At 65.7% G+C, this 18,343-nt stretch carries 24 protein-coding genes; 6 read left to right on the forward strand and 18 right to left on the reverse strand.

All coding sequences use genetic code 11. From position 1 onward, the window contains the following. Window positions 1-186: 186 nt before the first annotated feature. The 3 genes from ACW2Q0_RS27995 to ACW2Q0_RS28005 form a co-directional block, all read right to left on the reverse strand. Window positions 187-297, reverse strand: coding sequence for a hypothetical protein (locus ACW2Q0_RS27995; protein WP_457193915.1), 111 nt, complete (start codon window positions 295-297; stop codon window positions 187-189). Window positions 298-487: 190 nt separating this feature from the next. After that, a complete protein-coding gene (locus ACW2Q0_RS28000) occupies window positions 488-952 on the reverse strand; it encodes an NUDIX domain-containing protein (protein ID WP_457193916.1) in 465 nt (154 codons plus the stop codon). Between the two features lie 4 nt (window positions 953-956). Next, window positions 957-2,168 carry a helix-turn-helix domain-containing protein gene (locus tag ACW2Q0_RS28005; RefSeq protein WP_457193917.1) on the reverse strand — a complete coding sequence of 404 codons (1,212 nt, stop codon included), beginning with the start codon at window positions 2,166-2,168 and terminating at the stop codon, window positions 957-959. Between the two features lie 131 nt (window positions 2,169-2,299). Here ACW2Q0_RS28005 and ACW2Q0_RS28010 point away from each other — a divergent pair, with 131 nt between their 5' ends. Then, window positions 2,300-2,644, forward strand: coding sequence for a hypothetical protein (locus tag ACW2Q0_RS28010; RefSeq protein WP_457193918.1), 345 nt, complete (start codon window positions 2,300-2,302; stop codon window positions 2,642-2,644). A 55-nt stretch (window positions 2,645-2,699) separates the two neighbouring features. Here ACW2Q0_RS28010 and rpsQ read toward each other — a convergent pair whose 3' ends face one another. Genes rpsQ through rpsJ form a run of 11 tightly spaced genes read right to left on the reverse strand, consistent with a single transcriptional unit; the run spans window position 2,700 to window position 7,982 of the window. Further along, complete coding sequence (rpsQ, locus tag ACW2Q0_RS28015) at window positions 2,700-2,966, reverse strand: 30S ribosomal protein S17 (RefSeq protein ID WP_364391063.1); 267 nt, start codon at window positions 2,964-2,966, stop codon at window positions 2,700-2,702. Beyond that, window positions 2,963-3,202 carry a 50S ribosomal protein L29 gene (gene rpmC / locus ACW2Q0_RS28020; protein WP_040686552.1) on the reverse strand — a complete coding sequence of 80 codons (240 nt, stop codon included), beginning with the start codon at window positions 3,200-3,202 and terminating at the stop codon, window positions 2,963-2,965. Before rpmC ends, rpsQ begins: the two co-directional genes overlap by 4 nt. Further along, complete coding sequence (rplP, locus tag ACW2Q0_RS28025; RefSeq protein WP_067519522.1) at window positions 3,202-3,618, reverse strand: 50S ribosomal protein L16; 417 nt, start codon at window positions 3,616-3,618, stop codon at window positions 3,202-3,204. Before rplP ends, rpmC begins: the two co-directional genes overlap by 1 nt. A 3-nt stretch (window positions 3,619-3,621) precedes the next feature. After that, entirely contained in the window at window positions 3,622-4,431 is an 810-nt protein-coding gene (gene rpsC / locus ACW2Q0_RS28030) for a 30S ribosomal protein S3 (RefSeq protein ID WP_457193919.1), read from the reverse strand. After that, window positions 4,432-4,860, reverse strand: a complete 429-nt coding sequence (gene rplV, locus ACW2Q0_RS28035) for a 50S ribosomal protein L22 (RefSeq protein ID WP_457193920.1) — start codon at window positions 4,858-4,860, stop codon at window positions 4,432-4,434. Next, window positions 4,857-5,138 (reverse strand): 30S ribosomal protein S19, encoded by a 282-nt coding sequence (gene rpsS / locus ACW2Q0_RS28040; protein WP_040686549.1) that lies wholly within the window; start codon window positions 5,136-5,138, stop codon window positions 4,857-4,859. Before rpsS ends, rplV begins: the two co-directional genes overlap by 4 nt. A 15-nt stretch (window positions 5,139-5,153) precedes the next feature. Beyond that, window positions 5,154-5,990, reverse strand: a complete 837-nt coding sequence (rplB, locus tag ACW2Q0_RS28045) for a 50S ribosomal protein L2 (RefSeq protein ID WP_457193921.1) — start codon at window positions 5,988-5,990, stop codon at window positions 5,154-5,156. A 33-nt stretch (window positions 5,991-6,023) separates the two neighbouring features. Next, window positions 6,024-6,329, reverse strand: coding sequence for a 50S ribosomal protein L23 (gene rplW, locus ACW2Q0_RS28050; RefSeq protein ID WP_040686547.1), 306 nt, complete (start codon window positions 6,327-6,329; stop codon window positions 6,024-6,026). Next, entirely contained in the window at window positions 6,326-7,000 is a 675-nt protein-coding gene (gene rplD / locus ACW2Q0_RS28055) for a 50S ribosomal protein L4 (protein ID WP_457193922.1), read from the reverse strand. The genes rplW and rplD overlap by 4 nt, the downstream gene beginning before the upstream one ends. Then, window positions 6,997-7,662 (reverse strand): 50S ribosomal protein L3, encoded by a 666-nt coding sequence (rplC, locus tag ACW2Q0_RS28060; protein ID WP_457193923.1) that lies wholly within the window; start codon window positions 7,660-7,662, stop codon window positions 6,997-6,999. Before rplC ends, rplD begins: the two co-directional genes overlap by 4 nt. Window positions 7,663-7,676: 14 nt before the next feature. Next, entirely contained in the window at window positions 7,677-7,982 is a 306-nt protein-coding gene (gene rpsJ / locus ACW2Q0_RS28065; protein WP_003938093.1) for a 30S ribosomal protein S10, read from the reverse strand. Window positions 7,983-8,468: 486 nt separating this feature from the next. Between rpsJ and ACW2Q0_RS28070 the strand changes: the two genes are divergently transcribed. Together ACW2Q0_RS28070 and ACW2Q0_RS28075 are read left to right on the forward strand one after the other, a co-directional pair. Further along, window positions 8,469-8,945 (forward strand): hotdog fold domain-containing protein, encoded by a 477-nt coding sequence (locus ACW2Q0_RS28070; RefSeq protein ID WP_457193924.1) that lies wholly within the window; start codon window positions 8,469-8,471, stop codon window positions 8,943-8,945. 99 nt (window positions 8,946-9,044) lie between these two features. Continuing rightward, on the forward strand, window positions 9,045-10,247 hold the full coding sequence (locus tag ACW2Q0_RS28075) for a lycopene cyclase family protein (protein ID WP_457193925.1): 1,203 nt from the start codon (window positions 9,045-9,047) through the stop codon (window positions 10,245-10,247). Window positions 10,248-10,251: 4 nt separating this feature from the next. Here ACW2Q0_RS28075 and ACW2Q0_RS28080 read toward each other — a convergent pair whose 3' ends face one another. From ACW2Q0_RS28080 to ACW2Q0_RS28090, 3 genes are all read right to left on the reverse strand, one after another. After that, window positions 10,252-11,106 (reverse strand): ABC transporter permease, encoded by an 855-nt coding sequence (locus tag ACW2Q0_RS28080; protein ID WP_457193926.1) that lies wholly within the window; start codon window positions 11,104-11,106, stop codon window positions 10,252-10,254. After that, the gene (locus tag ACW2Q0_RS28085) at window positions 11,103-11,921 is read right to left on the reverse strand and encodes an ABC transporter permease (RefSeq protein WP_457193927.1); all 819 of its coding nucleotides are present in this window, start codon (window positions 11,919-11,921) and stop codon (window positions 11,103-11,105) included. The genes ACW2Q0_RS28080 and ACW2Q0_RS28085 overlap by 4 nt, the downstream gene beginning before the upstream one ends. 64 nt (window positions 11,922-11,985) lie before the next feature. After that, a complete protein-coding gene (locus ACW2Q0_RS28090) occupies window positions 11,986-12,993 on the reverse strand; it encodes an ATP-binding cassette domain-containing protein (RefSeq protein WP_457193928.1) in 1,008 nt (335 codons plus the stop codon). 399 nt (window positions 12,994-13,392) lie between these two features. Here ACW2Q0_RS28090 and ACW2Q0_RS28095 point away from each other — a divergent pair, with 399 nt between their 5' ends. Then, window positions 13,393-14,913, forward strand: coding sequence for an aldehyde dehydrogenase family protein (locus ACW2Q0_RS28095; RefSeq protein ID WP_457193929.1), 1,521 nt, complete (start codon window positions 13,393-13,395; stop codon window positions 14,911-14,913). Window positions 14,914-14,940: 27 nt separating this feature from the next. Here the strand turns inward: ACW2Q0_RS28095 and ACW2Q0_RS28100 are convergent, their stop codons facing one another. Further along, window positions 14,941-16,188, reverse strand: a complete 1,248-nt coding sequence (locus tag ACW2Q0_RS28100; RefSeq protein WP_457193930.1) for a TetR/AcrR family transcriptional regulator — start codon at window positions 16,186-16,188, stop codon at window positions 14,941-14,943. Window positions 16,189-16,318: 130 nt separating this feature from the next. Here ACW2Q0_RS28100 and ACW2Q0_RS28105 point away from each other — a divergent pair, with 130 nt between their 5' ends. Beyond that, window positions 16,319-17,122 carry an enoyl-CoA hydratase-related protein gene (locus ACW2Q0_RS28105; RefSeq protein WP_457193931.1) on the forward strand — a complete coding sequence of 268 codons (804 nt, stop codon included), beginning with the start codon at window positions 16,319-16,321 and terminating at the stop codon, window positions 17,120-17,122. 70 nt (window positions 17,123-17,192) lie between these two features. Continuing rightward, the gene (locus tag ACW2Q0_RS28110; RefSeq protein WP_457193932.1) at window positions 17,193-18,218 is read left to right on the forward strand and encodes an SDR family oxidoreductase; all 1,026 of its coding nucleotides are present in this window, start codon (window positions 17,193-17,195) and stop codon (window positions 18,216-18,218) included. Window positions 18,219-18,343: the final 125 nt, after the last annotated feature.

The following is an 18,343-nucleotide window of genomic DNA, read 5'->3' on the forward strand; positions in this document are numbered from 1 at the left end:
CTGGCTCACAAGTTCGACCGGAGCGGGATAGGCAAAAGCCGTCTGGGTCGGATGTGCCGAGGCGGACGGCCTTGTTCACTCAGCGGCTGGATCACGGTGCCACCAGAGTGCCCAGCAGCACGAATCGCGCCCAGTCGAGCGAACATGTGCGAGAGTCCTTTCGAGATCCGAACGAACCGATAGGTCTCATATGTCGAGTTCGTCGATCTTCGGACCGGCCTCGGTGTCGACGAGTTGGCGGTAGATGCGCGCCGGTACCCGTTCGGCGAGTTCCTCGACCGAGTCGACGATGTGCACCGTGAAGTCGGCCCAGGTCTGGTCATCGACATCGAAGATCTCGCGCCAGTTCTTCAGATCTGGAGGCCGCCCGCGTCGATGGCTATACCGCAGAGGGAACTGCCGATGCCGTTGCCGAGGGTCATCGCGGCGGCGTGCCAGCCCTCCCGGATATCGGTCGCGAGCACCGCTCGAGGCTAGTTCACGCCGGTCACTGCGGTGCGGGCTCACCGTGTTCCAGGTAGGCGGTGCGGCTCGCAGAATGCGCCATATGCGCTTGACGCAGTCGGCGGGCCAGTCGCGGGATCAGGTAGTCATCGAGTTTTGGCAATGGAACCCACGCCCAGCAGTCGAGTTCGGCCTCCTGGAGGGTAATGGCTTGCTCATCGGATCCGAGGTCGCCGCAATCGAAAACATAGAGAATTTTGTCGCCGTCGGTTTCGCTCGGCGCCCAATCGTGAACAAGCAATTGGGTTGGCGCACGGTCGATTCCGAGTTCTTCGCGAATCTCGCGACGACAGGCCGCACCTGGTGACTCCCCGGGCTCGACATAACCGCCGGGTATATCCCAACCACTGCCGTAAGTCTTGTGCACCAAAAAAACCTCGTCGCCGCGCACGAAAAGCGCTCCCGCCGCCAGACGTGCGCGCGCAAAATGACTGTCCTCGTCGGTCATTGGTTCACCTCACGATGTGCATTCGCTGGGCCAGGGCCTGCAAAACGAACGAAGGACTGCCGTGCGTATTGCGCATCCACGTGAGTACGAGTTGTCGGCTGAGGTAATGGTGGCGAACTTGTTCCGGCGCCGCCTGCTCGGCGCCGAGCAGAGCCGATACCGAATCCTGTTGGCGGCCTGCCAGATTGAATGCGCGCGCCAGCTCGAGTTGATGCCGAATCCGGCGCTCCACGGGGAGGGCGGAGGTATCCAGACCTGGGCCCAACCGCAGCGCGATCTGTACATCACCGAGTTCCATCGCGGTATTGACCCGATGGATCGCGACATTGGTGGGGCCGAACGCCGTCCACAGGCAGTTCCGATCACCACCCAACTTCGTCGCTACCGACTCCGCCTCGGCCAGAAAATCACGCACGGTGTCGCGACGATTGCTGCGCGCGGCTGCCATCGAGCCGACCAGCAGCAACGTTCCGTACACCGACAACATGTCGTCCCGGCCCGCACACAGATGCGGCTGCAAGTACGCCGCACCGGCTTCCACCAGATCGACAGCGGGTTGGACCCGGCCCGTCGACATCACCGTGAAGGCGACAGACCGCATCAGGGACCCGACAATCGCGAGGTCATCGGTTCGCTGAGCCGCCGCGAGACCGCGCTCGGCGGCGTTCCAAGCCAGATCGGTTTCACCGAGTTTGGTCAACACCGAGGCCGCCACCTGGTAGCACAGCGCCAACAGCCGATACCCGGATTCGTCGGCATCGCGCTGAGCGAGCGCCAATGCGGCGGACAACAGGGCAGGCAATCGACCCGCGACAAATCCGAACCTGGCACCCTGATAGGCATCGAAGACACCAGACAACTCCCGTTCGAGTGCCGGGAGTTGAACCGAGTCCGGATCACCGGCCGGTGGCACCAGCGCGGGCACCAAATGGCTGTAGTCCATCAACGCGGCCCGGAGCGCGGGGATGGTCGAAGTCCCACTGTCGGCGCTCCATTCCAACAGACTCGGATCACCGATCAGATCCCCCAGGGATACATCCAGTGCGTCGGCGAGTAGGCGGATGACCGACAAGCGGTCCAGCGGAATCCGATTGTTTTCGACCTTGCTCATCCAGTCGTCTGTCCGCCCGACGAGACCGGCGAGCACGTCTTGGGACATGCCGCGACGCCGCCGGTACCACGACACCCGCTCACCAATGGTGAGGTTTTGGGTCATTCCGCGCACAACACAATCTTCCGACTCGGCTGGGTAACGATCCCGGAAAGATATTCCGGGCACACATCTGATCCGGCCTCAGGCTACTTGTAAACCAAAGGACATCAGTACTGAACGGGACAAAGGCCGCCGTGGAATCCGAGGAACTCGAGAACGTCGTCGATTGGGCGGACTACTACCGCCAACAGTTTCATCTCCCCGCCGAGGTACGTGGCGGTTATGTGATGTTGCCGGTGACCAACCAGCTGGGCATCATCCATATACCCAAGCTATTGGCGGAAAAGGTCCGGGTTTCCTTGGTACGGCAGGGCACTCCCGACCCATTGCTGGCGCGGCAGATTCGCTGGACCTTCGTCGCGGCCGTGGACTATGCCCCGGGCAGTCAAGTCCTGGAAGTGCTGACTCGTAAAAACATATGTGTGCCCGTGGTCGGCAGCGCGCTGATGATCCCGACCACACTCGACCCGCGAATATGAAAAAGGCCCGCTTCCCAAATGGGAAGCGGGCCTTTGCTTTTCCGCCGGGAAAGGCTTACTTGGCCTTCTCCAGGACCTCGACCAGCCGCCAGTGCTTGGTGGCCGACAGCGGGCGGGTCTCCATCAGCTGGACGCGGTCGCCGATGCCGGCGATCTCGTTCTCGTCATGCGCCTTCACCTTGGTGGTGGAGCGAATGATCTTGCCGTAGAGCGGGTGCCGCGTGCGGTCTTCCAGCTCGACCACGATGGTCTTGTTCATCTTGTCCGAGACCACGTAGCCGATGCGGACCTTACGGGTACCGCGCTTTTCCTGTTCACTCATGCCGCATCTCCCTTACCAGCGGGTGCCGAGGCCAGGCCGAGCTCACGCTCGCGCATGACCGTGTAGATGCGCGCGATCTCGTGACGCACGACGCGCAGGCGACGGTTGTTGTCCAACTGACCCGTCGCCATCTGGAAGCGCAGATTGAACAGCTCTTCCTTCGACTCGCGCAGGCGGGCGACGAGCTCCTCTTCGTTGAGCTCGCGGAGCTCTGCGGCCGGTGTACCGGTAGCCATCAGAACTGCTCCTCCCTGGTCACGATCCTGCACTTCATGGGGAGCTTGTGCATCGCGCGGCGCAGGGCCTCACGAGCGGTCTCCTCGTTGGGGTAACTCATTTCGAACATCACGCGTCCCGGCTTGACGTTCGCGATCCACCACTCGGGCGAGCCCTTACCCGAACCCATGCGGGTTTCGGCCGGCTTCTTGGTGAGCGGGCGATCCGGGTAGATGTTGATCCAGATCTTGCCACCACGCTTGATGTGGCGAGTCATCGCGATACGCGCGGACTCGATCTGCCGGTTGGTGACGTAGGCGGGCTCGAGAGCCTGGATGCCGTATTCACCGAACGCGACCGAAGTGCCGCCCTTGGCCATGCCGCTGCGGCCCGGGTGATGCTGCTTCCGGTGCTTGACCTTCCGTGGCATCAACATGCGTCAGCCCTCCTGTGTTTCTGCCGGGGCGTCGGCAACCGCGGTGGTAGCGCCTGCCCGCCCAGCCTCGGTGCTGGTCGCGGTGGTGCCTGCGGAACCGGACCGACGCGGGCGGCTCGGCCGCTCCCGACGCTCGCGGCGGTCACCGGCCGCGGGCGCGGCCACGGCCGTGACCTCACGCTTGCCACCGACGATGTCACCCTTGTAGATCCAGACCTTCACGCCGATGCGACCGAACGTGGTCTTGGCCTCGTAGAGGCCGTAGTCGATATCCGCGCGCAGCGTGTGCAGCGGGACGCGACCCTCGCGGTAGAACTCCGAGCGCGACATCTCGGCGCCACCGAGGCGGCCCGAGCACTGCACCCGGATGCCCTTGACGTTCGGCGAACGCATAGCCGACTGGATGGCCTTACGCATCGCGCGACGGAATGCCACACGGTTGGACAGCTGCTCGGCCACGCCCTGGGCGACGAGCTGGGCATCGGACTCGGGGTTCTTGACCTCGAGGATGTTCAGCTGCACCTGCTTCTTGGTGAGCTTCTCCAGTTCGGCGCGAATGCGATCGGCCTCGGCGCCGCGGCGACCGATGACGATGCCCGGACGCGCGGTGTGGATGTCGACGCGAACCCGATCACGGGTGCGCTCGATCTCCACCTTGGAGATGCCCGCCCGCTCCATGCCGGTGGCGAGGAGCTTGCGGATGGCGACGTCTTCCTTCACGTAGTCCGCGTACTGCTTGTCCGCGTACCAACGCGACTTCCAGTCGGTGGTGATACCGAGGCGGAAGCCATGGGGGTTGATCTTCTGTCCCATTTACTTTGCCCCTCCCTTCCGGCGGCTGCGAGCAGCACCGGCAGTGGGCACGCTCTCGACCTCGATGGTGATGTGGCTGGTGCGCTTACGAATCCGGAACGCGCGGCCCTGGGCCCGCGGCTGGAAACGCTTCATGGTCGCGCCCTCGTCGACATAGGCGGTCGAGATGACCAGCGTGGCCGGGTTCAGGCCGAGGTTGTTCTCGGCGTTGGCCGCGGCGCTGGCGACGACCTTGGCGACCGGTTCGCTCGCGGCCTGCGGCGCGAACTTCAGGATCGCCAGTGCGTCCTCGACCCGCTTGCCGCGGACCAGGTCCACGACACGGCGAGCCTTCATCGGGGTGACGCGGACGTGCTTCGCCGTCGCGTGGGCAGTCGGGTTCTGAGTCTCAGTGGTGCCCTGCGCTGATTTGCTCTTCGCTTCGCTCATCGCCGCTTGCTCTTCCGGTCTTCCTTGACGTGGCTCTTGAACGTCCTGGTGGGCGCGAACTCACCCAGCTTGTGGCCGACCATGGACTCCGAGACGAACACCGGCACATGCTTGCGGCCGTCGTGGACGGCGAAGGTGTGACCGATGAAATCGGGGATGATGGTCGAACGACGGGACCAGGTCTTGATGACCTGCTTGCTGCCCTTTTCGTTCTGTACGTCCACCTTCGCGAGGAGGTGGTCGTCGACGAACGGGCCCTTCTTGAGGCTGCGTGGCATTTCTTACCTCCTCCTTCAGCGCTTCTTGCCGGTCTTGCGACGGCGGACGATGAGCTTGTCGCTCGGACGGTTGGGCTTGCGGGTGCGGCCTTCCGGCTGACCCCACGGCGAGACCGGGTGGCGACCACCGGAGGTCTTGCCTTCACCACCACCATGCGGGTGGTCGACCGGGTTCATGACGACACCACGGACCGTGGGGCGGCGACCCTTCCAGCGCATACGGCCGGCCTTACCCCAGTTGATGTTCGACTGCTCGGCATTGCCGACCTCGCCGACGGTGGCGCGGCAGCGCACGTCGACGCGACGGATCTCACCGGAGGGCATACGCAGCGTGGCGTAGGGGCCTTCCTTACCGAGCAGCTGGATGCTCATGCCGGCGGCACGGGCCAGCTTGGCGCCACCGCCCGGACGCAGCTCCACATTGTGGATGGTGGTACCGGTCGGGATATTGCGCAGCGGCAGGTTGTTACCCGGCTTGATGTCGGCGGTGGGGCCGGACTCGATCGGGGTGCCCTGCACCACGCCCTTGGGAGCGATGATGTAGCGCTTCTCGCCGTCCATGTAGTGCAGCAGCGCGATATTGGCGGTGCGGTTCGGGTCGTACTCGATGTGTGCGACCTTGGCCGGGATGCCGTCCTTGTCCAGGCGACGGAAGTCGATCAGACGGTAGGCGCGCTTGTGACCACCACCGCGGTGGCGGGTGGTGATGCGACCGTGCGCGTTGCGGCCACCCTTGCTGTGCAGCGGGCGGATCAGCGACTTCTCGGGGGTCGACCGAGTGATCTCAGCGAAGTCCGAGACGCTGGAGCCACGACGGCCCGGCGTTGTCGGCTTGTACTTACGGATTGCCATGAGTTCTTCTCTGCTTTCTGGAATCCCAGGCGCTTACGCGACCGGGCCTCCGAAGATCTCGATGGGCTTGCTGTCGGCCGAGATGGTCACGAGCGCGCGCTTGGTGTCCTTGCGCTTGCCGTAACCGAAGCGGGTCCGCTTGCGCTTGCCCTGACGGTTGGCGGTGTTGACGCTGGTCACCTTCACACCGAAGACCTTCTCGACGGCGATCTTGATCTGCGTCTTGTTGGAATCCGGGTGCACGATGAAGGTGTAGGTACCTTCCTCGATCAGTCCGTAGGACTTCTCCGAGATGACCGGCGCCAGCAGAATGTCGCGGGGGTCGGCGATCGTGGTCACTTGCTCTCCTCCTGTGCGGACTCGGCGGGACCGTGCACGAAGGCGTTCAAGGCCTCGACGCTGAACACCACTTCGTCGCTCTCGAGCACGTCGTAGGTGTTGAGCTGATCCGGCGCGATCGGGTGCACGAACTCCAGATTCTGCACGCTCTTCCAGCCCGCGATGTCCTCACGTCCGAGGACGAGCAGGAACTTCTTCCGGTCCGAGAGTTCGGAGAGGAACGACTTCGCGGCCTTGGTCGACGGGGTCTGCCCCGAGACCAGTTCGGTGATCACGTGGATGCGCTCGTTGCGCGCACGATCCGAGAGGGCGCCACGCAGCGCGGCGCGGATCATCTTCTTGGGGGTGCGCTGGCTGTAGTCACGCGGCTGCGGACCGTGCACGGTGCCACCACCGGTGAACTGCGGAGCGCGGGTCGAACCCTGACGGGCGCGGCCGGTGCCCTTCTGGCGGTACGGCTTCTTGCCACCACCGGAGACCTCGCCGCGGGTCTTCGTCGCGTGCGTGCCCTGGCGTGCGGCAGCGAGCTGCGCGACGACGACCTGGTGCATCAGCGAGATGTTCGCGGTGACATCGAAGATCTCCGCGGGGAGTTCGACGGTGCCGTTGGTCTTGCCGCCGAGTTCCTTGACCGGGAGGGTCAGGTTGGTCTTCTTCTCGACGCTGGTCATGCGTGCGCACCACCCTTCACTGCGCTCTTGACGATCACGACGCCGCCCTTGCGACCCGGGATCGCGCCCTTGATCAGCAGCAGGCCGTTCTCGGCGTCGACCTTGTGAACCGAGAGGTTCTGCGTGGTGACGCGGTCGTTACCCATGCGACCCGACATGCGCATGCCCTTGAACACGCGGCCGGGGGTGGCGCAACCACCGATGGAACCCGGGCGACGGTGCACCGCCTGCGCACCGTGCGAAGCGCCCTGACCACGGAAGCCGTGGCGCTTCATGGTGCCGGCGAAGCCCTTGCCCTTGCTGGTGCCGGTGACGTCGACGTAGGCGCCCTCTTCGAAGACATCGGCGCTGATCTCCTGGCCGACCTCGAAGGTGGAGGCGTCCGCGACCCGGATCTCGGCGACGTGGCGGCGCGGGGTGACACCGGCCTTGGCGAACTGGCCGGAGACCGGCTTGTTCACCTTGCGCGGGTCGACGGCGCCGAAGGCGACCTGGACGGCGCTGTAGCCGTCGCGCTCCACGGTGCGGATCTGGGTAACGACGTTCGGTCCGGCCTTGATGACGGTCACGGGGACGACGCGGTTCTTGTCGTCGAACACCTGGGTCATACCGAGCTTGGTGCCCAGGATGCCGGCCGCTGGCCTGTTCTTGTTGTCAGTCATATCTCGAGTCCCCGTCACTGAATGTTGACGTCGACGCTGGCCGGGAGATCGATGCGCATGAGGGCATCGACCGTCTTCGGCGTCGGGTCGAGGATGTCGATCAGCCGCTTGTGCGTCCGCATCTCGAAGTGCTCGCGCGAGTCCTTGTACTTATGCGGCGAACGGATGACGCAGTACACGTTCTTCTCGGTCGGCAACGGCACCGGCCCGACCACACGGGCCCCGGTGCGGGTCACCGTCTCCACGATCTTGCGCGCGGACGCGTCGATCGCTTCGTGGTCATAGGCCTTGAGCCTGATGCGGATCTTCTGTCCCGCCACGCTAAGTGTCCTTTTCTCCGCTTATCGTTCGTGGTCCGGAAGCCGGCTTCCGTACCACCTTCAATTGCACAGCCCGAACACACGAAGACGTCTCAGTGAGACCGCGACCGGGGCACGCCCCCGGCTCCGCCGGTCGACATGCAACAGTCTCGCCGCTGTTCATCTGTCATGGTTCTCCGGTCCACGCGGTCGGGCGTGTCGCCCATCCGCTCATTCCTCGGCCCCGGTACGAAACTTCACCTGGCCTGGAGCGTTGTCCCGGACGCACCCACGCTGGATGTCCAGCGAGGTACACGATTGGGTGTTGCTCGCCTCACTACCCGCCACAACCGCGGAACGGCATGACCTGGTGCAAGGCAACCCGAATAGTATGCCCGACCGCGTTGGCGACTTCAAATCCGCCCCTTACCAACGCATTCTCGGCAGGTCAGGACATTGATCCCGGGCGCGCCCGCCCGCAAACTTACTTCAGAGTAAGATAGGGCCATGGCGCAACCGACCGCGACCCATCGCATCTGGAACAAGCTGCCGGACAACCGGCTGGGGCACACCCTGTTCTCACTGGGCATGGTGGCCCGAGTGCCCTACTTCGCGACAGTGCTGCCGAGCGTCGTACGGTTGGCGCCCGGGCTGTGCGAGGTGACGGCGCCGAAGTGGTTCGGCATCCACAACCACCTGGGCACCTTCCACGCGATCGCGGCCTGCAACCTGGCCGAGGTGGCCATGGGCATGCTGAGTGAGGCCACCGTGCCCGACACCCACCGCTGGATCCCCAAGGCCATGAATGTGCAATACCGGGCCAAGGCCGAGACGGGTCTGCGCGCGGTCGCGAAACTGGCCGAAGTGCCCGATTTCACCCGGATCACCGAGGGCCGGGAGCTCGTGGTCCCGGTCGCGATCTATGACAAGCACGGCCTCGAGGTCGTGCACGCCGATATCACCACCTGGGTCACCCCGAAGTAGGTGCGGGGCGCGCTACACCCCTCGCGCCACATGCGAGGTATGCGAGTCACCCGGACCGGCGTGATGCGGTGTTGCGGGCAAACAGACGGAGCGGATTGAATGCCAACCATGGATGACAGGGCGGCCCGGGAATTCGACCTCTGTGTGGTCGGGCTCGGACCGACCGGCCGGGCGCTGGCGAATCGCGCCATGCGGGCCGGGTTCCGCGTCGCCGCCATCGATCCACGACCCGACCGACTCTGGCAGCCCACGTACTCCTGCTGGATCGATGAGCTGCCGGACTGGTTGCCGCCGAGCGTCATTGCCACGTACATCCCGAAGCCGACCGTCTGGGCGAAATCCGAGCATCGGATCGACCGCCCCTACTGCGTGCTGTCGAAGATCGGACTGCGCGCCGCATTGCCACTCGACGATGTCACCGTCGTCGCCGGGCGCGCCACTCGCGTCGAGACCAACGAGGTGGAACTCGCGGACGGCACCATCCTCAGGGCCGCAACGGTTTTCGATTCCCGCGGGCTGCCGACGCTCGGACCGCGACGCGCGGCCAGCGCGCACGGCATCTTCGTCGATGCCGAAACCGCCGCGCCGATGGTGACCGAGGGCGAGGGACTGCTGCTCGATTGGCGTCCGGACAACGGCGCGGGCCCCGATGAGCCACCGTCGTTCCTCTACGGCGTCGCGGTCGGTGACGGCACGGTGATCTTCGAGGAGACCAGCCTCGGCCTGCGCGGCGGCATGCCGCAGCACGTGTTGCACAGGCGCACACTGAACCGTCTTGCCGCCCACGGCATTCGGCTCACCGGTGCCGAGCCGACCGAGGCCGCGCACTACCCGCTGGACCAGCCACCGCCGAAAAAGGGGACCGCCCGGGTGGTTCCGTTCGGCTCCCGCGGCGGCATGCTGCATCCCTGCACCGGCTACAGCGTCGCGGGTTCCCTGGCCCTGGTCGACACCGCCGTCGCCGCCCTGCGAGACGGCCGCGACCCGATTGCCGAACTCTGGCCGTGGCAGGCCCGCCTCGTGTACTGGATGCGCATGCGCGGCCTATGGGGCATGGGCCGCCTGACCACCGAACAGTCCATCGCCATGTTCGACGCGTTCTTCAGCGCCGGGCCCCGCGGCCAGCGCGCCCTGCTCTCCGCACACGACGACTACCCCGCACTCGGCGCCGTCCTCTTCAATACCGTCGCCCGCACCTGGCCGTTTCGCTGGCGCTACGACCTGGTCGGCTGGACGAATCGAAACCGCTGGGTCGGTTTCGACTTCGCCGCAGCCGACTACGAACCGGGCCGAACCGGCTGACGGATCAGGCGCCGGTTTCGGCGGCGCGCTGGTAGCCGCGGATGGCGGGGTACGCGAATACGACGACGAGCCCGAGAATCCAGGCGAGGGCCTTCCACAGGGGTTCGGCGACGGCACCGCCGTAGGACAGTCCCTCCATCGCATCGATGGCGCAGCTCATCGGCTGGTTCGCGACCACGTCCTGCAACCAGGTCGGATACGCGACGACGGGTACAAATCCGGAATTGAAGAACATCAGCAGGGTATTGACGATGCCGATGATGCTCACCAGCATGACGCCCTCGGTAATGGTGGCCAGCGCCGTGACCAGCACCGCGAAGCCGACACCGAACAGCACCGGAATCCCGATCAACCCGATGGCCGCCAGCGGCCCCTGCCCGAAGCGGAAGCCGAGGGTCAGGCCGACCCCGATCACGAACAGCGTGGTGACCAGCACCCGGACCGCCTCGGCGCACAACCGGCCGGTCAGCCCGGCCGCCCGATGCACCGGCATGGTCCAGAATCGACCGAGCAGTCCGGTGTACTTCTCGCCCTTGAAACCGAGTGCGCTGACCACCGCACCCGACATCGCCGCGACCAACGTGATCAGCGCGACCTGTCCGTAGACACTCGGTTTACCAGTGGCCGCGGTGATCGGATTGCCGAGCACGACTCGAAACATGAAAAGCGTCAGCGCCGGATAGATCAGCGTCTGAATGGTGGTCGCGGGATCGCGCGCCCACACCAGCAGCAGCCGCTTGCACTGGATCAGGCTGTGTGTGACCCAGGTCGACAGTGCGCGTTCGGACGGCGTGGCCACCCGCGGCAGCGGGGCGAATCCGTCCACCTCGATGCGCTCCAAGGTCCCGACCGAACTCATGACCGCCTCACACTCGCCCAGATCGCCAACGGGGTGAAGACGATCGCCAGACCGGCCAGCCAGGTCAGCGGCACCCACAGCACATCCCAGCTCACCCCGCCATGGGCCATATCGCGCAGCGCGAAGGAGAACTGGGAGATCGGCTGATTGCGCACGAACGGCCGGATCCACATCGGAAAGCTGTTTTCCGGGACGAATCCGCACGACAGCATGCCGAAGATCAGGGTGGGCAGCGTCAATGCCTGACTCAGCGATTCCGGACTCTTGGTCAAACTGCCGAGCGCGTCCGCGCCGAGTGCGAGCACGGTACCGACCGCGATCGAGAACACACAGAACAGCACGGCCTGATCGAGTCCGGCGACGAACCGGAAGCCGATCATGTAGCCGAAGATGATCGCCGCGGTCAACGCGGTCAGCGAACGAACCAGACCCGCGCCGATCCGCGCGCTCAGTGGCACCAGCGCCCCGATCGGCATCGTCTGTAGTCGGGTACTCAGACCGGTCAGCGCCTCGTACGCGGACAACTGCGCATTCGACATCATCGTGAACGACATGGTCTGCAGCACGATGATCGGCATGACGAACTGGGCGTAATCGATGCCCTGGAACTTCATGACGTACCGCAGCGGCAGATAGAAGCCGAGCGTGAATACCAGCGGGGTGATCATCGCGACGATCAGTTCACCCTTGACCGCCATGGTCCGCACGATGCGTCCGGCCAGCGCCCGCCACTGCGCGAAGTAGGAGAGTCTGGCCGTGGGCAGCTCGGCGAAGAGCAGCGCCGAATCGGCCCGCTCGATGGTTGCAGAACTCACGACCGCGCCTCGCTGGCGCTCGGCTCGGTCGTGACTTCCAGTCCGGTATTGATGGTTCGCTTACTCACGCGTGGCCGCCCGAGTGACCAGTGATCGAAAGGAACACATCATCGAGGGAGGGCCTGCGCAGCGCGATATCGGCCAATTGGATCCCGGCCGTGTCGAGCCTGCGCACTGCCTCCGACAGCGTGGTCGCGCCGTCTGGCGCGGGAATCGAGATCCGGTCGCCGCGATCGAGTTCGGCGAGTACGGCGGCGGGCACCAGATCGCCGAGTGCGATGGCGGCCTTGCCGAGGTGGGTCGGATCCAGCGGCACCACCTCGCAGTAGCTGCCGCCGGTCTTCTCCTTGAGTTCGTCCGCGGTGCCCTCGGCGATCACCGTGCCCTTATCGATGACGATGATGTTGTCGCTAAGCACGTCGGCTTCCTCGAGATACTGCGTGGTGAGCAACACCGTGATGCCCTGATTCTTCAGCGCGGTCACGAGATCCCACACGCCCTGGCGGCTGCGCGGGTCCAGACCGGTGGTCGGCTCGTCGAGGAACACCACTTCCGGGCGCACCACCAGTCCGCAGGCGATATCGACCCGCCGACGCATACCGCCGGAATAGTGGCGCACCGCGCGACGGCCCGCGTGCACCAGGTCGAATTCCTCGAGCAGCGTGTCGGCGCGCTTGCGTGCGGCCGATTTGCCCAGGCCCATCAGCCTGCCGAACAATTCCAGGTTCTCCCGGCCGGAGAGGTTCTCGTCGAGCGCGGCGTACTGGCCGGTCATCATGATCGAGCGGCGCACCCCCGCCGGATCCTTCAGCACATCGTGGCCCGCGACCACGGCGGTGCCGGAGTCCGGGCGCAGCAGGGTGGACAGCACCTTGACCATGGTGGTCTTACCCGCGCCGTTGGGCCCGAGGATGCCGAGCACGCTCGCCCGCGCGGCGGTGAAACTGATGCCCTGCAGCGCGTGCACATCGCCGAATGACTTCCGGACATCGGCAACCACGACCGCGACGGCACCACCATCGATGGGTGGCGGCTCGCCGGTGTGCGAATCCGCTTGGTTCAAGCTCGGCATCAACTCTCCACTATGTCTGATCGGCGGCGTTCGCGGGGCCGGGGCGGCGACGGTCCGGGTCGCCGAATGCGCGCATGAATACGTCCCGGTTACTGATCCCTGCCGCCAGGCGTGATGTTACCGGCCTGGGCATCCCCACAGGGCGGACCGCGCCATACCCAGCGGACCGCGCCATATCTGTGTCGTTACTCACATCTAGTTCCGCCGATCCACCGGACCCCAGAACATCGCTGGTGGCGGCCCCCGAGGGGCAGCGTAGGGGCGGTAGCGACACCTTGTCGCGCCGTCGCGGCGACCATAGTCTGCTAGTCGGGGAAGTTGCACTCACTCGTTTGCGGCAGCGCTGCTACGCCAAAGCGTTCAGCGGTCTGCGGCGGATCGACCCTGCGAGAGGTGACCATGGCCGAGACCGCGCAGCCGAAACTGACAGCGCATCCGGGAGGATCGGGCCGACCGAACGTGCTGACGTCCTATGACCCACGCACCGGCGAAATCGTCGGCGACTACGCGGTGATGGGTTCGGGCGAAATCAACCGCACCGTGCGCACCGCACGCTCCGCCGAAAAGTGGTGGGCGGAACTGGGATTCAGCGCCCGCAAGCGCTGGCTGCTGGACTGGAAACGCAGCATCGCCAGGCGCGCAGGTGAATTGGTGGAAATCCTGTCCCAGGAAACCGGAAAACCGGCGGCGGACGCGGCAATCGAGGTGATGCTCGCCGTCGAGAATCTGGATTGGGCGGCCCGCAATGCCGCGCGCGTACTGGATCGGCGCAAGCTCGGCTCCACCTGGCTGAACGGAAATCAGCATGCCTCCGTCGGCTATCTACCGCTCGGCGTGGTCGGTGTGCTCGGGCCGTGGAACAACCCGGTATTCACCCCGATGGGCTCGATCGCCTACGCGATGGCCGCAGGCAATGCCGTGGTGTTCAAACCCGACGAGCTCACCACCGGCGTCGGGGTCTGGCTGGCCGACAGCTGGAATAGGCTGGTGCCGAATCAGCCTGTGCTGCAGGTCGTTACCGGCGATCACACGACCACCGCCGCACTGTGTCGCGCGAAGGTGGACAAAATCGCCTATGCCGGTTCGGATGCGGGCTCGCGCGATGTGATCACGCTGTGCGCGCAGACCTTGACGCCGGTGGTGGTCGAGCGAAACGGCAAGGGCACCATGGTGGTTCACGTCGACGCCAAACTCGCCGAGGCCGCCGAGGCCGCGGTATTCGGCGCGATGGCCAATGCCGGTCAGAACTCCACCGGCATCCAGCGAGCCTATGTCGCCAACTCCGTGTACGACCGATTCCTGGAACTGGTGATCGACCAGGCGCGGCGGCTGCGGCCCGGCGCGGATAAGCGCGCGTCCTACGGTCCGATGATTCTGGCATCTCAGGTCGATGTGGTGCGCGGGCAGGTGCGCGACGCGCTGGCCAGGGGCGGGCGCGCGGTGCTCGGCGGGCTGGACTCGATTCGCGATCCCTATATCGAACCGATCGTGCTGGCCGAGGTACCGGAGGAGAGCATCGCGATCACCGGTGAAGGCATCGGGCCGCTGCTGATCGTCAACAAGGTCGCGAATATGGACGAGGCGGCGCAGCGGATCAATGCGGTCGGCAATGGTGTCGCGGTGTCGGTGTTCACCCGGGATGTGCACGGCATCGATTCCTTCGCCGAGCAGCTACGGGTCGGCGTCGTGACCATCAATTCGTCGACCACGTACGCCGGGATTCCAGCGTTGCCATTCGGCGGCGTCGGCGAATACGGACAGGGCCACCATCACGGCGACCAGGGTCTGCGCGAGTTCAGCCGGACGCTGGCCATCGCGCGCAAGCGATACCGGGCACCGGTGAACCTGTCCACCTTCGACCGGCATCCGCGACGTCTGCGCACCGCCAAGGCCATCTTCCGGCTGCGCCACGGTCGCTGAAGCCGAGCCGCGCCGCAGGCGCGGCAATCAAACAGAGCCCAAAAGCACGGCTTCCATGAGGGCACGGACTCGGGCCAGCTGTTCGGGGCGGGGATCGAATTTGGTCAACCGGCCCACGTCGATCACCTGAGCGATGGCGGCGTGCACGCGGAAGCGCGCCTCCACCGGATCGCCGTCGAGCAGATTGGCCCACTCCAGCACGTTCTGACGCTGGATGGCGCGCAGCTTGTGCTGTTCGGCCTGCGGCAGATTGCTGAATTCGGCGTAGTAGACCGGCATGATCTCGGGCGTCGAGAAGGTGAGCCGGGCTTGGCGGTAGGCGATGCGCCGGACCGCGTCCGGGCGGCTGGAGGCCTCGGCGAGCACCTCGTTGATCGCGATGGCCAGCCGGTCGGCGGCGCGGTGGAAGGCGGCGGCGAGCAGGTCGGCCTTGCTGGTGAAGTACCGGTAGACGCTGGAGGCATTGATGCCGACGGCCGCGCCGATTTCCTCGATGCTGGCCTCGTGATAGCCCTGGCGACCGAAGATCCGGATCGCCTCGGTGAGCAGCTGTTCACGTTTAGAGGTGACCGGCAGGCCCCGGGAAGTCGGTCCGGGCTCGGGCTCGGTCGGCGCGGGCGGCAGTTCGGCGCGCAGGATCGACCAGCTCATCTCGCGCAGCAGCGGCAGCAGTCGGGCGGAGGCGAGCGTGGTGCGATGTGCGGAGATGCTGGCGATGGCACTGAGGACACCGGCGGCGAGCATGTCCACATCGGCGGGTGATGCGGTGGGTCGCAGCAGTGCGATCGGTTCGGCCAGGGTCGCGTTGAGCGCGTCGTAGACCTTCCGGATCCGGGCGCGGTCCTCGGCCTCCAGGTAGCGCCGCTCCCAGCGGTACAGTCCGGCCTCGCGCCGGATATCGATGGTGTGCTCGCTGATTGCCTTGATCAGGGCGTCGAGTCGGGCTTGCGGCTCCAGATCGGGGTCGTCCGCGGCGCGCGCGACCTGCAGCAGGTGCAGTGCACCCGCTTCGGCGGCAGCGACCAGCAGCGCGTACTTGTTGGCGAAGTGACGATACAACGCCGGCCCCGAGATACCGACCTCCGCGGCGATCTCGTCGACGCCGACCGGGTAATACCCGCGGTCGCTGAACGCGCGCGCGGCGGCCCGGATGATCTGGACTTTGCGATCCTTCGGGCGCCGCCGCACCGCCTGGGCCGGCTCCGTACCCGTCCCGCTCCCACCTGGGTCAGGCCGCGCGGAAGCGAGGCCGACCTCGCCGCGATTCGCGGCCATGTAGCTCTCCGTTCCGATACGACGCCGCCGGTTGACAGCGCCGGACAAATCATCCTAAGTTAACCACAATTCGCAAAGTTAACCACCATTCATGGGCCCGCCCCGCTGACTGCCAGACCAGGAGCACCGAATGCCGAACCCCGATTCCGCGACCGCACCCGCAGGTTTCAGCGCCATCCAGGACGGCAAGGTGCTCCGGGTCACGCTCACCAACCCCAAGCGCAAGAATGCCATCGACTACGACACGATGGTCGCCGTCGGTGACACGTTCCTCGCCGCCGCCGAGGACCGTTCGGTGCGGGTGATCCTACTGACCGGCGAGGGCGGCGACTTCTGCACGGGGGCCGATCTTTCCGCATCGGCCGCCGAGACGCAGCGCGGGATCACCCCGGACATGGTGATGGACGCGGCCAATCGGCTCGTGAAAGCCATCGTGGACGCGCCGATTCCGGTCATCGCGCGGGTCAAGGGCGCGACCGCGGGCCTCGGTGTGGGCATCGCGCTGGCCGCCGATCTGGTCTATGCCGCCGAGGATTCCTACCTGCTGCTCGCCTTCATCAATGTCGGCCTGATGCCCGACGGTGGTGCGGCGGCCATGGTCGCCGCCGCCGCCGGGCGCCCGCTGGCCGCCGAAATGGCACTGCTCGGCGAGCGCCTCGCCGCGCCCGCGGCCAAGGCGGCCGGCCTGTTCACCGCCGTGGCACCCGAGGACGAACTCGATGCCAAGGTCGAGGCGGCGGCCGCCAAGGTCGCCGCGGGCCCGCGCCGTGCGCTCGAACTCACCAAACGGGCACTCAACGCCGCAACCCTCTCGGCACTGGATTCCGCACTCGCCGCGGAAAAGACCGGCCAGAGCGAACTGCTCCAATCCCCCGACTTCTTCGAGGGCGCCGCCGCCATGCTGACCAAGCGCAAGCCGGTCTTCGCGGACTGATCGCGGCGGCGCGAGCGGAGCGTGATCCCGAACACAGGCACGCCCGCACAAGGGACTATGTTGATCCGCTATGGCTTACCTGGTTACCGGAGCAACTGGGTTTATCGGTCGATTTCTCATTCCCGAACTGCTGAAGCGAACGGGGGATATTCATGTGCTGGTCCGGCCGGGGATCGATGCGGCGGACCGGTATGCCTGCTGCGCTCGGGAGTGGATGGGTGGCGAGCGGGTGCGGCCGGTGCACGGGGAGATGGGCGCGCCCGGGCTCGGTATCGATCCGGCCTGGATCGCCGAGTATCGGGGGTCGATCGACCATGTCTTCCATCTGGCGTCGAGCTGTGACCTCGCCGAACGCGGCGGCACCGGACACGTCGTCGATGTCACGGCACAACTGAAAGCCGCTCTGCTGCATCATGTCTCGACGGTGGATGTGGCGGGCGGTTTCGATGGCCTGTTCACCGAAGACATGTTCGACACCGGTCAGGTGCTCAGTTCGCCCATGCAGCGGGCGAAATTCGAGGCCGAGAAGATCGTGCGCGAATCCGGGGTCCGGTGCCGGATCTATCGGCCCTCGATCGTGATCGGACATTCGCGCACCGGTGAGATAGATCGAATCGAGGGGCCCTACTACTTCTTCCGGCTGCTGCGGATGGCCGCGCAGCTGCCCAGGATTCTGCCGGTGCTGGTGCCGAAGCTGGGTGAAACCAATATGGTCCCGGTCGATTTCGTGGCTCGCGCGCTGGCCTACATCGCGCACCGCCCCGATGCGAACGCCACCACCTACCACCTGGTGGATCCGCGCCGCCAAAGCGCGGCCGAGGCGCTGAATCTGTTCGCCGACGAGGCCGGTGCGCCGCATCTGGTGGAGGTGATGCCCAAGCGCACCCTCGAGATGATGTTGCGAATCCCCGGCACCAGCTGGCTGCTCCCCCGCGTCGGCGTCCCCCAGGATGTGTTGAAGCACAGCGAATTCAGCTGTTGGTTCGACTGCCGCAATGCCACCGCCGCCCTCGCGGGCACCGATATCAAAGTGCCGCCACTGGCCGCCTACGCCCCGCTGATCTGGAAGTACTGGATCGAGAACTGGGTCTATTGACGTCCTCCCCACGCCTGAGGCCGACCAGATCCGGGCAATCCTCGGACCCTGAAGTACACCTGCGGCGGAATTATCTAATGGTGCCGACGTTTGGTGTCGTGTGCGATCCAGGCCGCGATCTGTGC

This window comes from Nocardia citri (assembly GCF_054065835.1).